We start from the raw sequence: 15,565 nt of genomic DNA on the forward strand, positions 1-15,565 counted from the left end.
TCAGATGGGTCAGAAAGTACATCCCACTGGCATTCGCCTGGGAATCGTCAAGGAGCACACCTCCGTCTGGTACGCAGACGGTGCTACTTACGCAGATTACCTGTTGAAGGATCTGAAAACGCGTGAGTACCTCCAAGACAAACTAAAAAGCGCGTCCGTAAGCCGTATCGATATTCATCGTCCGGCTCAAACTGCACGCATCACCATCCACACCGCTCGTCCAGGTATCGTTATCGGGAAGAAAGGTGAAGATGTCGAGAAGCTGCGTCAGGACCTGACCAAGCAGATGGGTGTGCCTGTGCACATCAACATCGAAGAGATCCGCAAGCCGGAACTCGACGCTATGCTGGTTGCGCAGAGCGTAGCTCAGCAGCTGGAACGCCGCGTAATGTTCCGTCGCGCCATGAAGCGCGCCGTACAGAACGCCATGCGTATTGGTGCCAAGGGCATCAAGATCCAGGTGAGCGGTCGTCTCGGCGGTGCTGAGATTGCTCGTACCGAGTGGTATCGCGAAGGTCGTGTGCCACTGCACACCCTGCGTGCCGATATCGACTACAACACCTACGAAGCTCACACCACTTACGGTGTGATCGGTGTGAAGGTTTGGATCTTCAAAGGCGAAGTTATTGGTGGTCGCCAAGAAGAACTGAAACCACAAGCACCAGCGCCTCGTAAAAAAGCTGCTAAGTAAGGGGTACGCCAAATGTTGCAACCAAAGCGTACAAAATTCCGCAAGCAGATGACTGGCCACAACCGTGGTCTGGCACTGCGCGGTAGCAAAGTCAGCTTCGGCGAATTCGCCCTGAAAGCTGTTGCTCGCGGTCGCCTCACCGCTCGCCAGATCGAGTCCGCACGTCGTGCGCTGACCCGTCACGTTAAGCGTGGCGGCAAGATCTGGATCCGTGTGTTCCCGGACAAGCCGATCTCCAAGAAGCCTCTCGAGGTTCGTATGGGTAAAGGTAAGGGTTCCGTGGAGTACTGGGTTGCCCAGATCCAGCCAGGCAAAGTCCTGTACGAGATCGAGGGTGTTTCTGAAGAGCTGGCGCGCGAAGCTTTCGCCCTGGCTGCTGCAAAGCTGCCTCTCGCCACCTCCTTTGTTAAGCGGACGGTGATGTGATGAAAGCGAATGAACTTCGTGAAAAATCGGCACAGCAACTGAACGAGCAACTGCTCGGCTTGCTGCGCGACCAGTTCAATCTGCGTATGCAGAAAGCAACTGGCCAGTTGGGGCAGTCGCACCTGCTCTCGCAAGTTAAGCGTGACATCGCTCGCGTGAAAACTGTGCTCAACCAGCAGGCAGGTAAGTGATCATGGCTGAAGCTGAAAAAACCGTCCGTACGCTGACTGGCCGTGTCGTCAGCGACAAAATGGACAAGACCATCACCGTTCTGATCGAGCGTCGCGTCAAGCACCCGATCTACGGTAAATACGTTAAGCGTTCGACTAAGCTGCACGCGCACGACGAAACCAACCAGTGCAAAATCGGCGACAAGGTTTCCATTACCGAAACCCGTCCGCTGGCCAAGACCAAGTCCTGGGCACTGGTTGAAGTCCTCGAACGCGCTGTTGAAGTCTAAGGGCTAGGGGTCGGAGAAATTTTATGATTCAGACTCAATCCATGCTCGATGTGGCCGATAACAGCGGCGCTCGTCGCGTCATGTGCATCAAGGTGCTCGGCGGCTCGCACCGCCGTTACGCCGGCATCGGTGACATCATCAAAGTAACCGTCAAGGAAGCAATTCCGCGCGGTAAGGTCAAAAAAGGCCAGGTGATGACTGCTGTTGTCGTCCGTACCCGTCACGGTGTACGTCGCGCTGACGGTTCCATCATTCGTTTCGACGGCAACGCTGCTGTTCTGCTGAACACCAAGCAAGAGCCGATCGGCACTCGCATCTTCGGGCCAGTGACCCGTGAACTTCGTACCGAGAAGTTCATGAAGATCGTCTCGCTCGCCCCTGAAGTGCTGTAAGGAGATCCGACATGCAAAAGATTCGTCGTGACGACGAGATCATCGTGATCGCCGGCAAAGACAAAGGTAAGCGCGGTAAGGTGCTGAAGGTTCTGGCTGATGACCGTCTGGTTATCGGTGGCGTGAACCTGGTCAAGCGTCATACCAAGCCTAACCCGATGGCGGGCGTACAGGGCGGTATCGTCGAGAAAGAAGCGCCTCTGCACGCTTCCAACGTTGCCATCTTCAACGGTGAAACCAACAAGGCTGATCGCGTTGGCTTCAAAGTAGAAGACGGTAAAAAAATTCGTGTCTTCAAGTCGACCCAAAAAGCGGTTGATGCTTGAACACTGCTAGGTAGAAGACCATGGCACGACTGAAAGAGATTTACCGGAACGAAATCGCTCCTAAGCTTAAGGAAGAACTTAAGCTGTCGAACGTGATGGAAGTTCCGCGCGTTACCAAGATCACCCTGAACATGGGTCTGGGCGAAGCGATCGGCGACAAGAAAGTCATCGAGCACGCTGTTGCCGACCTGGAAAAGATCACCGGTCAAAAGCCGGTTGTGACTTTCGCTCGCAAGTCCATCGCTGGCTTCAAAGTCCGCGAAGGCTGGCCGATCGGCGTCAAGGTGACCCTGCGTAGCGACAAGATGTACGAATTCCTGGACCGCCTGCTGGCGATCTCCCTGCCTCGGGTCCGCGACTTCCGCGGCCTGAATGCCAAGTCCTTCGATGGCCGTGGCAACTACAGCATGGGCGTGAAAGAGCAGATCATCTTCCCGGAAATCGACTACGACAAGATCGATGCTCTGCGCGGTTTGGACATCACCCTGACCACCACTGCTCGTTCGGACGACGAAGGCCGCGCTCTGCTGCGTGCTTTCAAGTTCCCGTTCCGCAACTGATTGGAGTAGGAAAATGGCCAAGAAGAGCATGAAAAACCGCGAGCTGAAGCGTCAGCTCACGGTAGCCAAGTTCGCTAAGAAGCGTGCTGAACTGAAAGCGACCATCGTCAACGTCAACGCCTCTCCTGAAGAGCGTTTCGCTGCCGTAGTCGCTCTGCAGAAGCAGCCACGCGACGCTAGCGCTTCGCGCCTGCGCAACCGTTGCCGCCTGACCGGTCGTCCTCACGGTGTATACCGTAAGTTCGGCCTGGGCCGTAACATGCTGCGTCAAGCTGCAATGCGCGGTGACGTACCAGGTCTGGTCAAGGCCTCCTGGTAATCGCTGCAGGCAAGATCCCGGCGCAAGGGGAGCAATCTTCCGACCGCCGGTGACCTTGCCATCAAACAAGCCCCTACATGGGGCTTGTTTCGTTTCTACCTTGTGTCTAGAATGACCGGCTCACCTGAGCCTGGGGTTTTCCCCTGCCTGTTCGGGTGGTTGTGATAGCCGCAAGGCTAATAATTCTTGTATCAGGAGCATCTAGCCCATGAGTATGCAGGACCCGTTAGCGGACATGCTAACTCGCATCCGTAATGCCCAGATGGCTGAAAAGTCCGTCGTAAGCATGCCTTCCTCCACCCTGAAGGTCGCGGTTGCCAAAGTTCTGAAAGACGAAGGTTACATCGCTGGCTACCAGGTAACTGGTGAGGCCAAGCCTTCCCTGTCGATCGAACTGAAGTATTTCGAAGGCCGTCCGGTCATCGAAGAACTGAAGCGCTCCAGCCGTCCAGGCCTGCGCCAGTACAAGTCCGTCGCAGAACTGCCGAAAGTACGTGGCGGTCTGGGCGTGTCTATCGTCTCCACCAACAAAGGTGTGATGACTGATCGCGCTGCGCGCGCTGCCGGTGTCGGCGGCGAAGTTCTGTGCACAGTGTTCTAAGGGGAGATAGGCATGTCTCGCGTCGCTAAGAACCCCGTTAAGCTGCCAGCAGGCGTCGAAGTCAAATTCGCCGGCCAGCAGCTTTCGGTGAAGGGTGCCAAAGGCACTCTCGAACTGAACGTTCACTCGTCTGTTGAAGTTACCGAAGAATCTGGCGAGCTGCGTTTCGTCGCTCGCAACGGTGACCAGCAAGCTCGCGCCATGGCCGGTACCACCCGCGCTCTGGTGAACAACATGGTCCAAGGCGTAAGCCAAGGCTTCGAGCGCAAGCTCCAGCTGGTCGGTGTTGGTTACAAGGCACAGGCTAAAGGCACCGTCCTGAACCTGGCTCTGGGCTTCTCGCACCCAGTGGACTACGAACTGCCAGCCGGTATTACCGCTGAAACTCCAAGCCAGACCGACATCCTGATCAAGGGTATCGACAAGCAGCTGGTGGGTCAGGTGGCCGCTGAAATCCGCGACTTCCGTCCGCCAGAGCCTTACAAAGGTAAAGGTGTGCGTTACGCGGACGAAGTAGTCCGTCGTAAAGAAGCCAAGAAGAAGTAGGGCCTAGTAAATGACCGACAAAAAAGTTATTCGACTGCGTCGCGCTCGCAAAGCACGTCTCAAGATGCACGAACTCGAAGTCGTGCGCCTGTGCGTGTTCCGCTCCTCGCAGCACATCTACGCCCAGGTCATTTCGGCCGACGGCAGCAAGGTTCTGGCAAGCGCCTCGACCTTGGACAAAGAACTGCGTGATGGCGCCACTGGCAACATCGACGCGGCCACTAAGGTTGGCAAGCTGGTAGCTGAGCGTGCGAAAGCCGCCGGTGTATCTCAAGTTGCCTTTGACCGTTCCGGCTTCAAGTACCATGGCCGCGTCAAAGCGCTGGCTGATGCTGCTCGTGAAGGCGGGCTGGAGTTCTAAGTTATGGCAAATAACGATCAAAAGCGCGACGAAGGCTACATCGAGAAGCTGGTTCAAGTTAACCGCGTTGCCAAAACCGTAAAAGGCGGCCGTATCTTCACCTTCACCGCGCTGACCGTGGTAGGTGATGGTAAAGGTCGTGTCGGCTTCGGCCGTGGCAAATCGCGCGAAGTACCAGCCGCGATCCAGAAAGCCATGGAAGCTGCCCGTCGCAACATGATCCAGGTTGACCTGAAGGGCACTACCCTGCAGTACGCCACCAAGGCTGCCCACGGCGCCTCGAAGGTTTACATGCAGCCTGCTTCGGAAGGTACCGGTATCATCGCCGGTGGCGCAATGCGTGCTGTCCTGGAAGTTGCTGGTGTTCAGAACGTTCTGGCCAAGTGCTACGGTTCGACCAACCCAGTGAACGTGGTTTACGCCACCTTCAAGGGTCTGAAAGCCATGCAATCTCCTGAATCCATTGCTGCCAAGCGCGGCAAGAGCGTCGAGGAGATCTTCTGATCATGGCAACCGTAAAAGTAACGCTGATCAAGAGCGTCTCGGGCCGTCTGCCTAACCACAAACTGTGTGTTAAAGGCCTGGGTCTGCGTCGCATCGGTCACACTGTAGAAGTCCAGGATACTCCCGAGAACCGCGGGATGATCAACAAGGCTTACTACATGCTGAAGGTCGAGGGCTAATCGATGAAACTCAATGATCTGAGTCCAGCGCCGGGTTCCCGTCGCGAGAAGCATCGTCCAGGTCGTGGTATCGGTAGCGGTCTGGGTAAGACCGGCGGCCGTGGCCACAAAGGTCAGACTTCCCGTTCGGGTGGTTCGATCGCTCCTGGCTTCGAAGGCGGTCAACAGCCGCTGCACCGTCGTCTGCCGAAATTCGGCTTCGTTTCCCTGAAAGCCATGGACCGCGCTGAAGTGCGTCTGTCCGAGCTGGCCAAAGTGGAAGGCGACGTGATCTCCGTGCAATCCCTGAAGGATGCCAACGTGATCAACCAGCACATTCAGCGTGTGAAAATCATGCTGTCTGGCGAAGTTACTCGCGCAGTCACCATCAAGGGTATCGCAGCCACCAAGGGTGCGCGTGCGGCTATCGAAGCAGCTGGCGGCAAATTCGAGGAATAAATGGCTAAGCAAGGTGCTCTCTCTTCGCTCGGTAAGGGCGGGATGTCGGAACTCTGGGCTCGTCTGCGCTTTCTGTTCATGGCGATCATCGTCTATCGGATAGGCGCACATATCCCGGTACCTGGCATCAATCCGGACCGTCTGGCGGATCTGTTTCGGCAGAATGAGGGGACCATTCTTAGCTTGTTCAACATGTTTTCCGGTGGCGCGCTCGAGCGCATGAGCATCTTTGCACTGGGGATCATGCCGTACATCTCGGCATCGATCATCATGCAGCTGATGACTGCGGTCAGCCCGCAACTGGAGCAGTTGAAGAAGGAAGGTGAAGCTGGCCGTCGCAAGATCAGCCAGTACACCCGCTACGGCACCGTTATCCTGGCACTGGTTCAAGCCATTGGCATGTCCATTGGCCTGGCCAACCAGGGCGTGGCGTTTTCTGTAGGCCTGGGCTTCCATGTCGTCGCCGTCTCCACCTTCGTGGCGGGCGCGATGTTCATGATGTGGCTGGGCGAGCAGATCACCGAGCGCGGTGTGGGCAACGGTATCTCGATGTTGATCTTCGCGGGTATCGTTGCCGGTCTTCCGAGAGCAATCGGGCAGTCTTTCGAGTCTGCACGCACAGGCGATATCAACATTTTCGCCCTGGTCGCAATCGGTTTGCTGGCAGTAGCGATTATCGGTTTCGTGGTGTTCATTGAGCGTGGTCAGCGTCGTATCGCCGTTCACTACGCCAAGCGTCAGCAGGGCCGCAAGGTCTTCGCTGCGCAGACCAGCCACTTGCCGTTGAAGGTGAACATGGCGGGGGTTATCCCGGCCATTTTCGCGAGCAGCATTTTGCTGTTCCCGGCTTCGCTGGGTGCCTGGTTCGGTCAGTCCGAAGGTATGGGCTGGCTGCAGGACATCTCGCAGTCGATCGCTCCTGGTCAGCCGTTGAACATTCTGCTGTTTAGTGCGGGGATCATTTTCTTCTGCTTCTTCTACACAGCGTTGATGTTCAACCCGAAAGACGTAGCGGAAAACCTGAAGAAGTCCGGTGCCTTTATTCCGGGTATCCGTCCTGGTGAGCAGTCGGCGCGCTACATTGATGGCGTACTGACCCGTTTGACCATGTTCGGTGCTCTTTACATGATGGCCGTCTGCCTTCTGCCCCAGTTCCTGGTGGTGGCAGCAAATGTGCCGTTCTACCTTGGCGGGACCTCGTTGCTGATTGTGGTAGTGGTTGTGATGGACTTCATGTCCCAAGTACAATCGCACCTCGTTTCGCACCAGTACGAATCCCTGATGAAGAAAGCCAACCTGAAAGGCTACGGTGGCAGCGGCCTGCTGCGCTGATACGCCCCTAAGGTTCGAGGAGTCGGTAATGAAAGTTCGTGCATCGGTGAAAAAGCTGTGCCGTAACTGCAAGATCATCCGTCGCGAAGGCGTCGTACGAGTGATCTGCAGCGCGGAACCGCGTCACAAACAGCGCCAAGGCTGAGTGTGATCTGCGCTTCAAACCCAGCAGCTAGTGTGCTGCTGGGTTGATTATTCGTTTCTACAGCGATATTATCTCGCGCCCTATTTCTTGGCTTCCGGGGCGTAGGTAGCTGTCAATTGGAGTCCCACTGAATGGCCCGTATTGCAGGCGTCAACATTCCAGATAACAAGCATACTGTTATCTCGCTGACCTACATCTATGGTGTCGGTCGCACAACTGCACAGAAGATCTGTGTAGACGCTGGTGTAAACCCAGCCGCAAAGATCAAGGATCTGAGCGACGAGCAAATCGAAACCCTGCGTGGCGAAGTCGCGAAGTTCACCACTGAAGGTGACCTGCGTCGTGACGTCAACATGAAGATCAAGCGCTTGATGGACCTGGGTTGCTACCGCGGCCTGCGTCATCGTAAAGGTCTGCCGGTTCGCGGTCAGCGCACCAAGACCAACGCACGCACCCGTAAGGGCCCGCGTAAGCCGATCCGCAAGTAATCGCCCAGGAATATAGACATGGCAAAACCTGCTGCTCGTCCTCGTAAAAAAGTTAAAAAGACAGTGGTTGATGGCATCGCCCACATCCATGCATCTTTCAACAACACCATCGTGACCATCACCGACCGTCAGGGCAATGCTTTGTCCTGGGCGACCTCCGGTGGTTCGGGTTTCCGTGGTTCGCGCAAATCCACCCCGTTCGCAGCTCAGATTGCTGCTGAGCGTGCTGGTCAAGCTGCGCTGGAATACGGTCTGAAAAACCTCGACGTAAACGTCAAGGGTCCAGGTCCAGGTCGTGAGTCCGCCGTTCGTGCATTGAACAGCTGCGGCTACAAGATCGCCAGCATCACCGACGTGACGCCTATCCCGCACAACGGGTGCCGTCCGCCGAAGAAGCGTCGCGTGTAATCAGGAGACAGAAGAATGGCACGTTACATTGGTCCAAAATGCAAACTGTCTCGTCGTGAAGGCACTGACCTGTTCCTGAAGAGCGGCGTTCGCGCTCTGGAATCGAAGTGCAACATCGAAGCAGCCCCAGGTATCCACGGCCAGCGCCGTGGCCGTCAGTCCGACTACGGCACCCAGCTGCGTGAGAAACAAAAAGTTCGTCGTATCTACGGTGTTCTGGAGCGTCAGTTCCGCGGTTACTACCAAGCTGCTGCCTCGAAAAAAGGCGCAACCGGTGAGAACCTGCTGCAACTGCTCGAGTGCCGTCTGGATAACGTCGTTTACCGTATGGGCTTCGGCTCGACTCGTTCCGAGTCCCGTCAGCTGGTTTCGCACAAAGCGATCAGCGTCAACGGTAAAACTGTAAACATTCCATCCTACCAAGTTCGTCCGGGTGACGTGGTCGCGGTTCGCGAGAAGTCGCTGAGCCAGCTGCGCATTGTTCAAGCCCTTGAACTCTGCGCCCAGCGTGGCCGCGTTGAGTGGGTTGACGTGGATGCTGCCAAAAAGTCGGGCGTTTTCAAGAACGTTCCTGCTCGCAGCGACCTGTCTGCCGACATCAACGAGAACCTGATTGTCGAGCTCTACTCCAAGTAAGGGCTAGAAAATAGGTGCATCCATGCAGATTTCGGTAAATGAGTTCCTGACTCCCCGCCATATTGATGTGCAGGTAGTCAGTCCGACCCGCGCCAAGATTACGCTCGAGCCTCTCGAGCGTGGTTTCGGCCATACCCTGGGCAACGCGCTGCGCCGCATCCTGTTGTCCTCCATGCCTGGCTGTGCAGTAGTCGAGGCCGAGATCGATGGCGTACTCCATGAGTACTCCGCGATCGAAGGTGTTCAGGAAGACGTCATTGAAATCCTGTTGAACCTGAAAGGCCTGGCTATCAAACTGCACGGTCGTGACGAAGTTACGCTGACCTTGTCGAAAAAGGGTTCGGGGGTGGTTACCGCTGCCGATATTCAGCTGGATCACGATGTCGAGATCGTCAACCCCGATCACGTAATCGCGAACCTGGCGTCGAACGGCGCCCTGAACATGAAGCTCACTGTAGCTCGTGGTCGTGGTTACGAGCCGGCCGACTCCCGTCAAACCGACGAAGACGAAAGCCGTAGCATTGGCCGTCTGCAGTTGGACGCTTCGTTCAGCCCGGTGCGTCGTATCGCCTATGTGGTCGAGAACGCCCGTGTTGAACAGCGTACCAACCTGGACAAACTGGTCATTGATCTGGAAACCAACGGCACCCTGGACCCTGAAGAGGCTATCCGCCGCGCTGCGACCATCCTGCAACAGCAGTTGGCCGCGTTCGTCGACCTCAAAGGTGATAGCGAGCCTGTCGTAGTCGAGCAGGAAGACGAGATCGATCCGATCCTGCTGCGTCCGGTTGACGACCTGGAACTGACTGTACGTTCGGCCAACTGCCTGAAGGCGGAGAACATCTACTACATCGGCGACCTGATTCAGCGTACCGAAGTAGAGCTGTTGAAAACTCCTAACCTCGGCAAGAAGTCCCTGACTGAAATCAAGGACGTCCTGGCCTCTCGTGGTCTGTCTCTCGGCATGCGCCTCGACAACTGGCCGCCTGCAAGTCTTAAGAAAGACGACAAGGCGACCGCCTGATCGTCGTAATCACCGAACGTAGTGTTTGGTAAGGAATGAATCATGCGTCATCGTAAAAGTGGACGTCACCTGAGCCGTACCAGCTCTCACCGCAAGGCTATGTTCCAGAACATGGCAGTGTCGTTGATCGAGCACGAGCTAATCAAAACCACCCTGCCGAAAGCCAAGGAACTGCGCCGCGTTGCCGAGCCGCTGATCACCCTGGCCAAGGAAGACAGCGTTGCTAACCGTCGTCTGGCCTTCGACCGTACCCGTTCGAAGTCCGCTGTTGGCAAACTGTTCAACGACCTGGGCAAGCGTTACGCCACCCGTCAGGGCGGCTACCTGCGCATCCTGAAGTGCGGTTTCCGCGCTGGCGACAACGCGCCTATGGCGTACGTCGAGCTGGTTGATCGTCCGGTCGGCGGTGCTGTAGAAGCTGCTGAGTAAGACGTTCTGTCTGCTACAAAGAACCGGGCCTAGTGCCCGGTTTTTTGTGCATGCAGCTATTGTGTATTTCTATTGATTCAAGTCATCTAATGAATTTGTTCTGGCGGCCTGGCGCATCGATACTCTCCCCATAGCCGATCAGCCGGCGTTCGAAGACCGATAAGGAGAGCCCATGAGCAAGACTCTTACCACCGCCAGCGGTGCACCAGTAGCCGACAACCAGAACTCCCGCTCCGCCGGCCCACGTGGCCCATTGTTGCTCGACGACTTCCACCTCATCGAGAAGCTCGCCCATTTCAATCGTGAGAACATTCCGGAGCGCCGCGTACACGCCAAGGGTTCGGGTGCGTACGGCACCTTCACCGTCACCCGCGATATAACGGCCTACACCAGCGCCAAGCTTTTCGGCGAAATCGGCAAGCAAACCGAAACCTTCCTGCGTTTTTCCACCGTCGGTGGCGAGCGTGGTTCAGCCGATACCGAGCGTGACCCGCGCGGCTTCGCTGTAAAGTTTTACACCGAAGAAGGCAACTGGGACATTGTGGGCAACAACACCCCCGTGTTCTTCATTCGCGACCCGTTGAAGTTCCCGGACTTTATCCACACCCAGAAGCGCCACCCACAGACCAACCTCAAGAATGCCCAGATGATGTGGGACTTCTGGTCGTATTCGCCTGAAGCGCTGCATCAGGTGACCATTCTGTTCTCGGATAGAGGCATCCCGGATGGCTATCGCCATATGCACGGCTTTGGCAGCCACACCTACAGCCTGATCAACCAGAAAGGCGAGCGCACCTGGGTGAAGTGGCACTTCAAGACCCAGCAAGGCATCAAGAACCTCGCCCCCGCAGAAGCGGCGCGCCTGGCCGGTACCGATCCGGACTATGCTCAGCGCGACTTGTTTGCAGCCATCGAGCGTGGTGACTACCCGCGTTGGACCGTGTGCATGCAGGTCATGAGCGAAGCGGAGGCGGCGAGCCGTGAGGAAAACCCGTTCGACGTCACCAAAACCTGGTCGCAGAAGGACTACCCGCTGATCGAGGTGGGGGTGCTGGAGCTTAACCGGAACCCGCTCAACTATTTCGCTGAAGTCGAGCAAGCAGCGTTTGGGCCTAGCAACATGGTGCCTGGCGTTGGTCTGTCACCCGACCGCATGCTGCAGGGCCGCGTATTCGCCTACGCTGACGCCCACCGCTACCGTGTCGGTACCAACCACCAGCAACTGCCGGTGAATGCACCGCGCTGCGCTGTGAACAGCTACCAGCGCGACGGCTCCATGGCGGCCGGCAGTTATGGTGCGGCGCCGAATTACGAGCCTAACAGCTACGCCGACGCACCCAAGCAGTCACCGCGTCACGCTGAACCTGCACTGGCGCTCACCGGTGCAGCGGACCGCCATGATCACCGTGAGGACAACGACTACTACAGCCACGCCGGCGCGCTGTTCCGCTTGATGAGCAACGAGCAGAAGGCGCTGCTGATCAGCAACATCGCCGGGGCCATGGCAGGGGTCAGTGACGATGTCATCCAGCGCCAGTTGCAGTATTTCTTCATGGCTGACCCGGCCTATGGCGAAGGTATCGCCAAGGCGTTGGGCGTGAATCTCGCTTAACTCGAAGTGATAAGAAGAACCGCCCTCATTTGGGCGGTTTTTCAATGAATATCACTACTGTTTAGCCGATTTTTTGCCCGGATTCCGCCTTTTTCAGTGACCTTCGGCAAAAGCTGGTTCACACTATGCGGCATAGAAGCTTCCACATGGAGAAACAGGGCGATGCAAGGCCATCCGGACGTAATCAACTACCTCGTCACGCTGCTGAAGGGCGAACTGGCGGCACGCGACCAGTACTTCATTCATTCGCGCATGTACGAAGACTGGGGCCTGTCCAAACTCTACGAGCGTATCAACCACGAGATGGAAGAAGAGGCGCAACACGCTGATGCGCTGATGCGTCGTATCCTCATGCTGGAGGGTACGCCTGACATGCGTGCAGACGACCTGGAAGTCGGCAGCACCGTGCCGGAAATGATCGAAGCCGACCTCAAGCTTGAATACAAAGTGCGCGCTGCGTTGTGCAAAGGCATCGAGTTGTGCGAATTGCACAAGGACTATGTCAGCCGCGACATTCTGCGTGCGCAGTTGGCCGACACTGAAGAAGATCATACCTACTGGCTGGAAAAGCAGCAGGGGCTGATCAAGGCCATTGGCCTGGAAAATTACCTGCAATCGCAGATGTAAGAGCCGGGGGCTGCTTTGCAGCCCATCGCGACACAAGGCCGCTCCTACGGGCGATCGCGCAACCCAAAGGTTCATGCGATCGCCTGTAGGAGCGGCCTTGTGTCGCGATGGGGCGCAAAGCGCCCCCAAATTCCTTAGGCCCGATCCCGCTCCAGCAGCGGTTTCAGGTAATGCCCGGTATACGACTGTTTCATCTCGCTCAGTTCTTCCGGCGTACCGCAGGCAATGATCTGCCCACCCTTGGAGCCACCCTCTGGCCCCAGGTCCACCAGCCAGTCGGCCGTCTTGATCACATCCAGGTTGTGCTCGATCACCACCACGGTGTTGCCGTGGTCGCGCAGGCGGTGCAGCACGTCCAGCAACTGCTGAATATCGGCAAAGTGCAGGCCAGTGGTCGGCTCGTCGAGGATATACAGGGTCTTGCCGGTGTCACGCTTGGACAGCTCGCGGGACAGCTTGACCCGTTGCGCCTCGCCGCCGGACAGGGTGGTCGCCGACTGCCCCAGCTTGATGTAGGACAAACCCACGTCCATCAGTGTTTGCAGCTTGCGCGCCAACGCCGGCACCGCATCGAAGAACTCGCGGGCATCCTCGATTGTCATCTCCAGCACCTCGTGGATGTTCTTGCCCTTGTACTTGATCTCCAGGGTCTCGCGGTTGTAGCGCTTGCTCTTGCACACGTCGCAGGGTACGTAGATGTCCGGCAGGAAGTGCATTTCCACCTTGATCAAGCCATCGCCCTGGCAGGCCTCGCAGCGGCCGCCCTTGACGTTGAACGAGAAGCGCCCGGGGCCATAACCGCGGGAGCGCGACTCGGGCACGCCGGAGAACAGCTCACGGATCGGAGTAAAAATGCCGGTGTAGGTAGCCGGGTTCGAGCGCGGGGTACGGCCAATCGGGCTCTGGTCGATATCCACTACCTTGTCCAGGTGCTGCAGGCCGTCCATGCTGCTATGCGGCGCCGCCTCGATGCTGCTCGCGCCATTCAGGGCGGTCGCTGCCAGCGGGTACAGGGTGTTGTTGATCAGCGTCGACTTGCCCGAGCCAGATACCCCGGTCACGCACGTCAACAAGCCAATCGGCACCTCGAGGTCAACATTCTGCAGGTTGTTGCCGCGCGCCCCCTTCAGCTTGAGTTGCAGCTTCTTGTTGCGCGGCGTGCGCTTGGCGGGCACGACGATCTTCTTGCGCCCCGACAGGTATTTGCCCGTCAGCGAGTCAGGATGGTCCATGACCTCCTGCGGCGACCCCTCGGCAACGATCTGCCCGCCATGTACGCCCGCACCTGGGCCGATGTCCACTACGTAGTCCGCCAGGCGGATGGCGTCTTCATCATGCTCCACCACAATGACCGTGTTACCCAGGTCGCGCAGGTGATTGAGCGTCGCCAGCAGGCGGTCGTTGTCGCGTTGATGAAGGCCGATCGACGGTTCGTCGAGAATGTACATCACCCCCACCAGGCCTGCGCCGATCTGGCTGGCCAGGCGGATACGCTGGGCCTCGCCCCCCGACAAGGTGTCGGCACTGCGGTCCAGGGTGAGGTAGTCGAGGCCTACGTTGACCAGGAACTGCAGGCGTTCGCAGATTTCCTTGAGGATTTTCGAGGCAATTTCGCCGCGGCGACCGGTCAGGGTCAGTTCGGCAAAATAGCTGCTGGCATCGCCAATGGGCAGGTTGGTGACCGCCGGCAGGGTTTTCTCGCCAACCCACACGTGGCGCGCTTCGCGACGCAGGCGGGTGCCGCGGCAGTCCGGGCAGGGCTGGGTGCCGAGGAACTTGGCCAGTTCTTCACGCACGGTGGCCGATTCGGTCTCGCGGTAGCGGCGCTCCAGGTTCGGCACAATGCCTTCGAACGGATGCGAGCGCTTGACGATATCGCCGCGGTCGTTGAGGTACTTGAAGTCGACACTGTGCTTGCCGCTGCCTTGCAGGATCACCTTCTGGTGTTCGGCAGACAGCTCGCCAAACGGCTCTTCCAGGCTGAAGCCATAGTGCGCCGCCAGTGAGCCGAGCATCTGGAAGTAGTACACGTTGCGGCGGTCCCAGCCGCGGATGGCACCCTCGGCCAAGGTAAGCTCGGCATTGACCAGGCGCTTGGTGTCGAAGAACTGCTTCACACCCAGGCCGTCGCAAGTCGGGCAGGCACCCGCCGGGTTGTTGAAGGAAAACAGCTTGGGCTCCAGCTCGCTGATCGCGTGGCCGCACACCGGGCAAGCGAAACGGGCGGAGAAGATCGTCTCTTCGCCTTGCTCATCGTCCATCGGTGCCACCAGGGCAATCCCGTCGGCCAGTTTCAGCGCAGTTTCGAACGATTCGGCCAGGCGCTGCTGCAGGTCGGCGCGCACCTTGAAGCGGTCCACTACCACATCGATGCTGTGCTTCTTCTGCTTGTCCAGCTTGGGCAACTCATCAAGCTCATAGAGCTTGCCGTTGACCCGGGCGCGCACGAAACCCTGCGCGCGCATTTCATCGAACACTGCCAGGTGCTCGCCCTTGCGCTCGCGCACTACCGGCGCCAGAAGCATCAGCTTGCTGCCTTCGGGGCGCTCCAGCACCAGGTCGACCATCTGGCTGACGGTTTGCGCCTCCAGCGGAATGTCGTGGTCCGGGCAGCGTGGGGTACCGACGCGAGCGTACAGCAGGCGCAGGTAGTCGTAGATCTCGGTGATGGTGCCGACCGTCGAGCGCGGGTTATGCGACGTCGATTTCTGTTCGATGGAGATTGCCGGGGACAGACCTTCGATGGTGTCGACGTCGGGCTTTTCCATCATCGACAGGAATTGCCGGGCGTAGGCCGACAACGATTCCACGTAGCGGCGCTGGCCTTCGGCGTACAGGGTATCGAACGCCAGCGAAGACTTGCCGGAACCGGACAGGCCGGTGATCACGATCAGCTTGTCCCGGGGCAAGGTCAGGTCGATGTTCTTCAGGTTGTGGGTACGTGCCCCACGAATCAGGATCTTGTCCACTGCGGCCTCGCTTGGCGGGCATAAACAAAGAATTATACGGCCCCCTGCCAGTACGCGGCAAAGCGTCGCGTAGATGCCGTCAAGCTGTCGGA

24 protein-coding genes are annotated in these 15,565 nt (G+C 57.8%); 23 read left to right on the forward strand and 1 reads right to left on the reverse strand.

The genetic code is table 11. The features are described 5' to 3' along the window. Positions 1-4: 4 nt before the first annotated feature. The 23 genes from rpsC (at position 5) to bfr (ending at position 12,504) form a co-directional block, all read left to right on the forward strand. Positions 5-691 carry a 30S ribosomal protein S3 gene (gene rpsC, locus K4A76_RS02265; protein ID WP_003255481.1) on the forward strand — a complete coding sequence of 229 codons (687 nt, stop codon included), beginning with the start codon at positions 5-7 and terminating at the stop codon, positions 689-691. Positions 692-703: 12 nt separating this feature from the next. Then, a complete protein-coding gene (gene rplP / locus K4A76_RS02270) occupies positions 704-1,117 on the forward strand; it encodes a 50S ribosomal protein L16 (RefSeq protein WP_003255479.1) in 414 nt (137 codons plus the stop codon). Further along, entirely contained in the window at positions 1,117-1,308 is a 192-nt protein-coding gene (gene rpmC / locus K4A76_RS02275) for a 50S ribosomal protein L29 (RefSeq protein ID WP_002555481.1), read from the forward strand. The genes rplP and rpmC overlap by 1 nt, the downstream gene beginning before the upstream one ends. 2 nt (positions 1,309-1,310) lie before the next feature. Beyond that, positions 1,311-1,577, forward strand: a complete 267-nt coding sequence (rpsQ, locus tag K4A76_RS02280; protein WP_023534981.1) for a 30S ribosomal protein S17 — start codon at positions 1,311-1,313, stop codon at positions 1,575-1,577. Between the two features lie 23 nt (positions 1,578-1,600). Then, entirely contained in the window at positions 1,601-1,969 is a 369-nt protein-coding gene (gene rplN / locus K4A76_RS02285; RefSeq protein WP_008089810.1) for a 50S ribosomal protein L14, read from the forward strand. A gap of 11 nt (positions 1,970-1,980) precedes the next feature. Then, positions 1,981-2,295, forward strand: coding sequence for a 50S ribosomal protein L24 (gene rplX, locus K4A76_RS02290; RefSeq protein WP_003255476.1), 315 nt, complete (start codon positions 1,981-1,983; stop codon positions 2,293-2,295). Positions 2,296-2,315: 20 nt separating this feature from the next. Then, positions 2,316-2,855, forward strand: coding sequence for a 50S ribosomal protein L5 (gene rplE / locus K4A76_RS02295; protein WP_003255474.1), 540 nt, complete (start codon positions 2,316-2,318; stop codon positions 2,853-2,855). A gap of 13 nt (positions 2,856-2,868) precedes the next feature. Then, complete coding sequence (rpsN, locus tag K4A76_RS02300) at positions 2,869-3,174, forward strand: 30S ribosomal protein S14 (protein WP_009681970.1); 306 nt, start codon at positions 2,869-2,871, stop codon at positions 3,172-3,174. Positions 3,175-3,382: 208 nt separating this feature from the next. Continuing rightward, positions 3,383-3,775 (forward strand): 30S ribosomal protein S8, encoded by a 393-nt coding sequence (gene rpsH / locus K4A76_RS02305; protein WP_009681971.1) that lies wholly within the window; start codon positions 3,383-3,385, stop codon positions 3,773-3,775. A 12-nt stretch (positions 3,776-3,787) separates the two neighbouring features. Next, complete coding sequence (gene rplF / locus K4A76_RS02310) at positions 3,788-4,321, forward strand: 50S ribosomal protein L6 (RefSeq protein WP_009681972.1); 534 nt, start codon at positions 3,788-3,790, stop codon at positions 4,319-4,321. A gap of 10 nt (positions 4,322-4,331) precedes the next feature. Beyond that, complete coding sequence (gene rplR, locus K4A76_RS02315) at positions 4,332-4,682, forward strand: 50S ribosomal protein L18 (protein WP_009681973.1); 351 nt, start codon at positions 4,332-4,334, stop codon at positions 4,680-4,682. A gap of 3 nt (positions 4,683-4,685) precedes the next feature. Further along, positions 4,686-5,186, forward strand: coding sequence for a 30S ribosomal protein S5 (gene rpsE, locus K4A76_RS02320; protein WP_003255465.1), 501 nt, complete (start codon positions 4,686-4,688; stop codon positions 5,184-5,186). 2 nt (positions 5,187-5,188) lie between these two features. Then, on the forward strand, positions 5,189-5,365 hold the full coding sequence (gene rpmD, locus K4A76_RS02325) for a 50S ribosomal protein L30 (protein ID WP_003255463.1): 177 nt from the start codon (positions 5,189-5,191) through the stop codon (positions 5,363-5,365). A gap of 3 nt (positions 5,366-5,368) precedes the next feature. Then, positions 5,369-5,803 (forward strand): 50S ribosomal protein L15, encoded by a 435-nt coding sequence (gene rplO, locus K4A76_RS02330; RefSeq protein ID WP_003255461.1) that lies wholly within the window; start codon positions 5,369-5,371, stop codon positions 5,801-5,803. Continuing rightward, the gene (gene secY / locus K4A76_RS02335; RefSeq protein ID WP_003257108.1) at positions 5,804-7,135 is read left to right on the forward strand and encodes a preprotein translocase subunit SecY; all 1,332 of its coding nucleotides are present in this window, start codon (positions 5,804-5,806) and stop codon (positions 7,133-7,135) included. It abuts the gene before it with no gap. A gap of 28 nt (positions 7,136-7,163) precedes the next feature. Further along, positions 7,164-7,280: a 50S ribosomal protein L36 gene (gene rpmJ / locus K4A76_RS02340; RefSeq protein ID WP_002555468.1), complete on the forward strand. Its 117-nt coding sequence runs from the start codon at positions 7,164-7,166 to the stop codon at positions 7,278-7,280. A gap of 131 nt (positions 7,281-7,411) precedes the next feature. Next, positions 7,412-7,768 carry a 30S ribosomal protein S13 gene (gene rpsM, locus K4A76_RS02345; RefSeq protein WP_009681976.1) on the forward strand — a complete coding sequence of 119 codons (357 nt, stop codon included), beginning with the start codon at positions 7,412-7,414 and terminating at the stop codon, positions 7,766-7,768. An 18-nt stretch (positions 7,769-7,786) separates the two neighbouring features. Next, positions 7,787-8,176, forward strand: coding sequence for a 30S ribosomal protein S11 (rpsK, locus tag K4A76_RS02350; protein ID WP_003255454.1), 390 nt, complete (start codon positions 7,787-7,789; stop codon positions 8,174-8,176). Positions 8,177-8,191: 15 nt separating this feature from the next. Continuing rightward, positions 8,192-8,812, forward strand: coding sequence for a 30S ribosomal protein S4 (gene rpsD / locus K4A76_RS02355; RefSeq protein ID WP_009681977.1), 621 nt, complete (start codon positions 8,192-8,194; stop codon positions 8,810-8,812). A gap of 22 nt (positions 8,813-8,834) precedes the next feature. Next, positions 8,835-9,836, forward strand: a complete 1,002-nt coding sequence (locus K4A76_RS02360; protein WP_003255452.1) for a DNA-directed RNA polymerase subunit alpha — start codon at positions 8,835-8,837, stop codon at positions 9,834-9,836. Between the two features lie 42 nt (positions 9,837-9,878). Further along, a complete protein-coding gene (gene rplQ / locus K4A76_RS02365) occupies positions 9,879-10,265 on the forward strand; it encodes a 50S ribosomal protein L17 (protein WP_003255451.1) in 387 nt (128 codons plus the stop codon). A gap of 172 nt (positions 10,266-10,437) precedes the next feature. Next, entirely contained in the window at positions 10,438-11,877 is a 1,440-nt protein-coding gene (locus K4A76_RS02370; RefSeq protein WP_274411454.1) for a catalase, read from the forward strand. A 162-nt stretch (positions 11,878-12,039) separates the two neighbouring features. Beyond that, on the forward strand, positions 12,040-12,504 hold the full coding sequence (gene bfr, locus K4A76_RS02375; protein ID WP_009681979.1) for a bacterioferritin: 465 nt from the start codon (positions 12,040-12,042) through the stop codon (positions 12,502-12,504). Between the two features lie 134 nt (positions 12,505-12,638). Here the strand turns inward: bfr and uvrA are convergent, their stop codons facing one another. Next, positions 12,639-15,473 carry an excinuclease ABC subunit UvrA gene (gene uvrA, locus K4A76_RS02380; protein WP_029885054.1) on the reverse strand — a complete coding sequence of 945 codons (2,835 nt, stop codon included), beginning with the start codon at positions 15,471-15,473 and terminating at the stop codon, positions 12,639-12,641. Positions 15,474-15,565 lie beyond the last annotated feature (92 nt).

This window comes from Pseudomonas sp. NEEL19 (assembly GCF_028751975.1).
GTDB classification, from domain to species: Bacteria; Pseudomonadota; Gammaproteobacteria; order Pseudomonadales; family Pseudomonadaceae; genus Aquipseudomonas; species Aquipseudomonas juntendi.

Excerpts from the sequence above, each read along its gene's own strand:
- rpsC (WP_003255481.1), top strand. The coding sequence starts at position 5 with ATGGGTCAGAAAGTACATCCCACTGGCATTCGCCTGGGAATCGTCAAG.
- rplP (WP_003255479.1), top strand. The coding sequence starts at position 704 with ATGTTGCAACCAAAGCGTACAAAATTCCGCAAGCAGATGACTGGCCAC.
- rpmC (WP_002555481.1), top strand. The coding sequence starts at position 1,117 with ATGAAAGCGAATGAACTTCGTGAAAAATCGGCACAGCAACTGAACGAG.
- rpsQ (WP_023534981.1), top strand. The coding sequence starts at position 1,311 with ATGGCTGAAGCTGAAAAAACCGTCCGTACGCTGACTGGCCGTGTCGTC.
- rplN (WP_008089810.1), top strand. The coding sequence starts at position 1,601 with ATGATTCAGACTCAATCCATGCTCGATGTGGCCGATAACAGCGGCGCT.
- rplX (WP_003255476.1), top strand. The coding sequence starts at position 1,981 with ATGCAAAAGATTCGTCGTGACGACGAGATCATCGTGATCGCCGGCAAA.
- rplE (WP_003255474.1), top strand. The coding sequence starts at position 2,316 with ATGGCACGACTGAAAGAGATTTACCGGAACGAAATCGCTCCTAAGCTT.
- rpsN (WP_009681970.1), top strand. The coding sequence starts at position 2,869 with ATGGCCAAGAAGAGCATGAAAAACCGCGAGCTGAAGCGTCAGCTCACG.
- rpsH (WP_009681971.1), top strand. The coding sequence starts at position 3,383 with ATGAGTATGCAGGACCCGTTAGCGGACATGCTAACTCGCATCCGTAAT.
- rplF (WP_009681972.1), top strand. The coding sequence starts at position 3,788 with ATGTCTCGCGTCGCTAAGAACCCCGTTAAGCTGCCAGCAGGCGTCGAA.
- rplR (WP_009681973.1), top strand. The coding sequence starts at position 4,332 with ATGACCGACAAAAAAGTTATTCGACTGCGTCGCGCTCGCAAAGCACGT.
- rpsE (WP_003255465.1), top strand. The coding sequence starts at position 4,686 with ATGGCAAATAACGATCAAAAGCGCGACGAAGGCTACATCGAGAAGCTG.
- rpmD (WP_003255463.1), top strand. The coding sequence starts at position 5,189 with ATGGCAACCGTAAAAGTAACGCTGATCAAGAGCGTCTCGGGCCGTCTG.
- rplO (WP_003255461.1), top strand. The coding sequence starts at position 5,369 with ATGAAACTCAATGATCTGAGTCCAGCGCCGGGTTCCCGTCGCGAGAAG.
- secY (WP_003257108.1), top strand. The coding sequence starts at position 5,804 with ATGGCTAAGCAAGGTGCTCTCTCTTCGCTCGGTAAGGGCGGGATGTCG.
- rpmJ (WP_002555468.1), top strand. The coding sequence starts at position 7,164 with ATGAAAGTTCGTGCATCGGTGAAAAAGCTGTGCCGTAACTGCAAGATC.
- rpsM (WP_009681976.1), top strand. The coding sequence starts at position 7,412 with ATGGCCCGTATTGCAGGCGTCAACATTCCAGATAACAAGCATACTGTT.
- rpsK (WP_003255454.1), top strand. The coding sequence starts at position 7,787 with ATGGCAAAACCTGCTGCTCGTCCTCGTAAAAAAGTTAAAAAGACAGTG.
- rpsD (WP_009681977.1), top strand. The coding sequence starts at position 8,192 with ATGGCACGTTACATTGGTCCAAAATGCAAACTGTCTCGTCGTGAAGGC.
- K4A76_RS02360 (WP_003255452.1), top strand. The coding sequence starts at position 8,835 with ATGCAGATTTCGGTAAATGAGTTCCTGACTCCCCGCCATATTGATGTG.
- rplQ (WP_003255451.1), top strand. The coding sequence starts at position 9,879 with ATGCGTCATCGTAAAAGTGGACGTCACCTGAGCCGTACCAGCTCTCAC.
- K4A76_RS02370 (WP_274411454.1), top strand. The coding sequence starts at position 10,438 with ATGAGCAAGACTCTTACCACCGCCAGCGGTGCACCAGTAGCCGACAAC.
- bfr (WP_009681979.1), top strand. The coding sequence starts at position 12,040 with ATGCAAGGCCATCCGGACGTAATCAACTACCTCGTCACGCTGCTGAAG.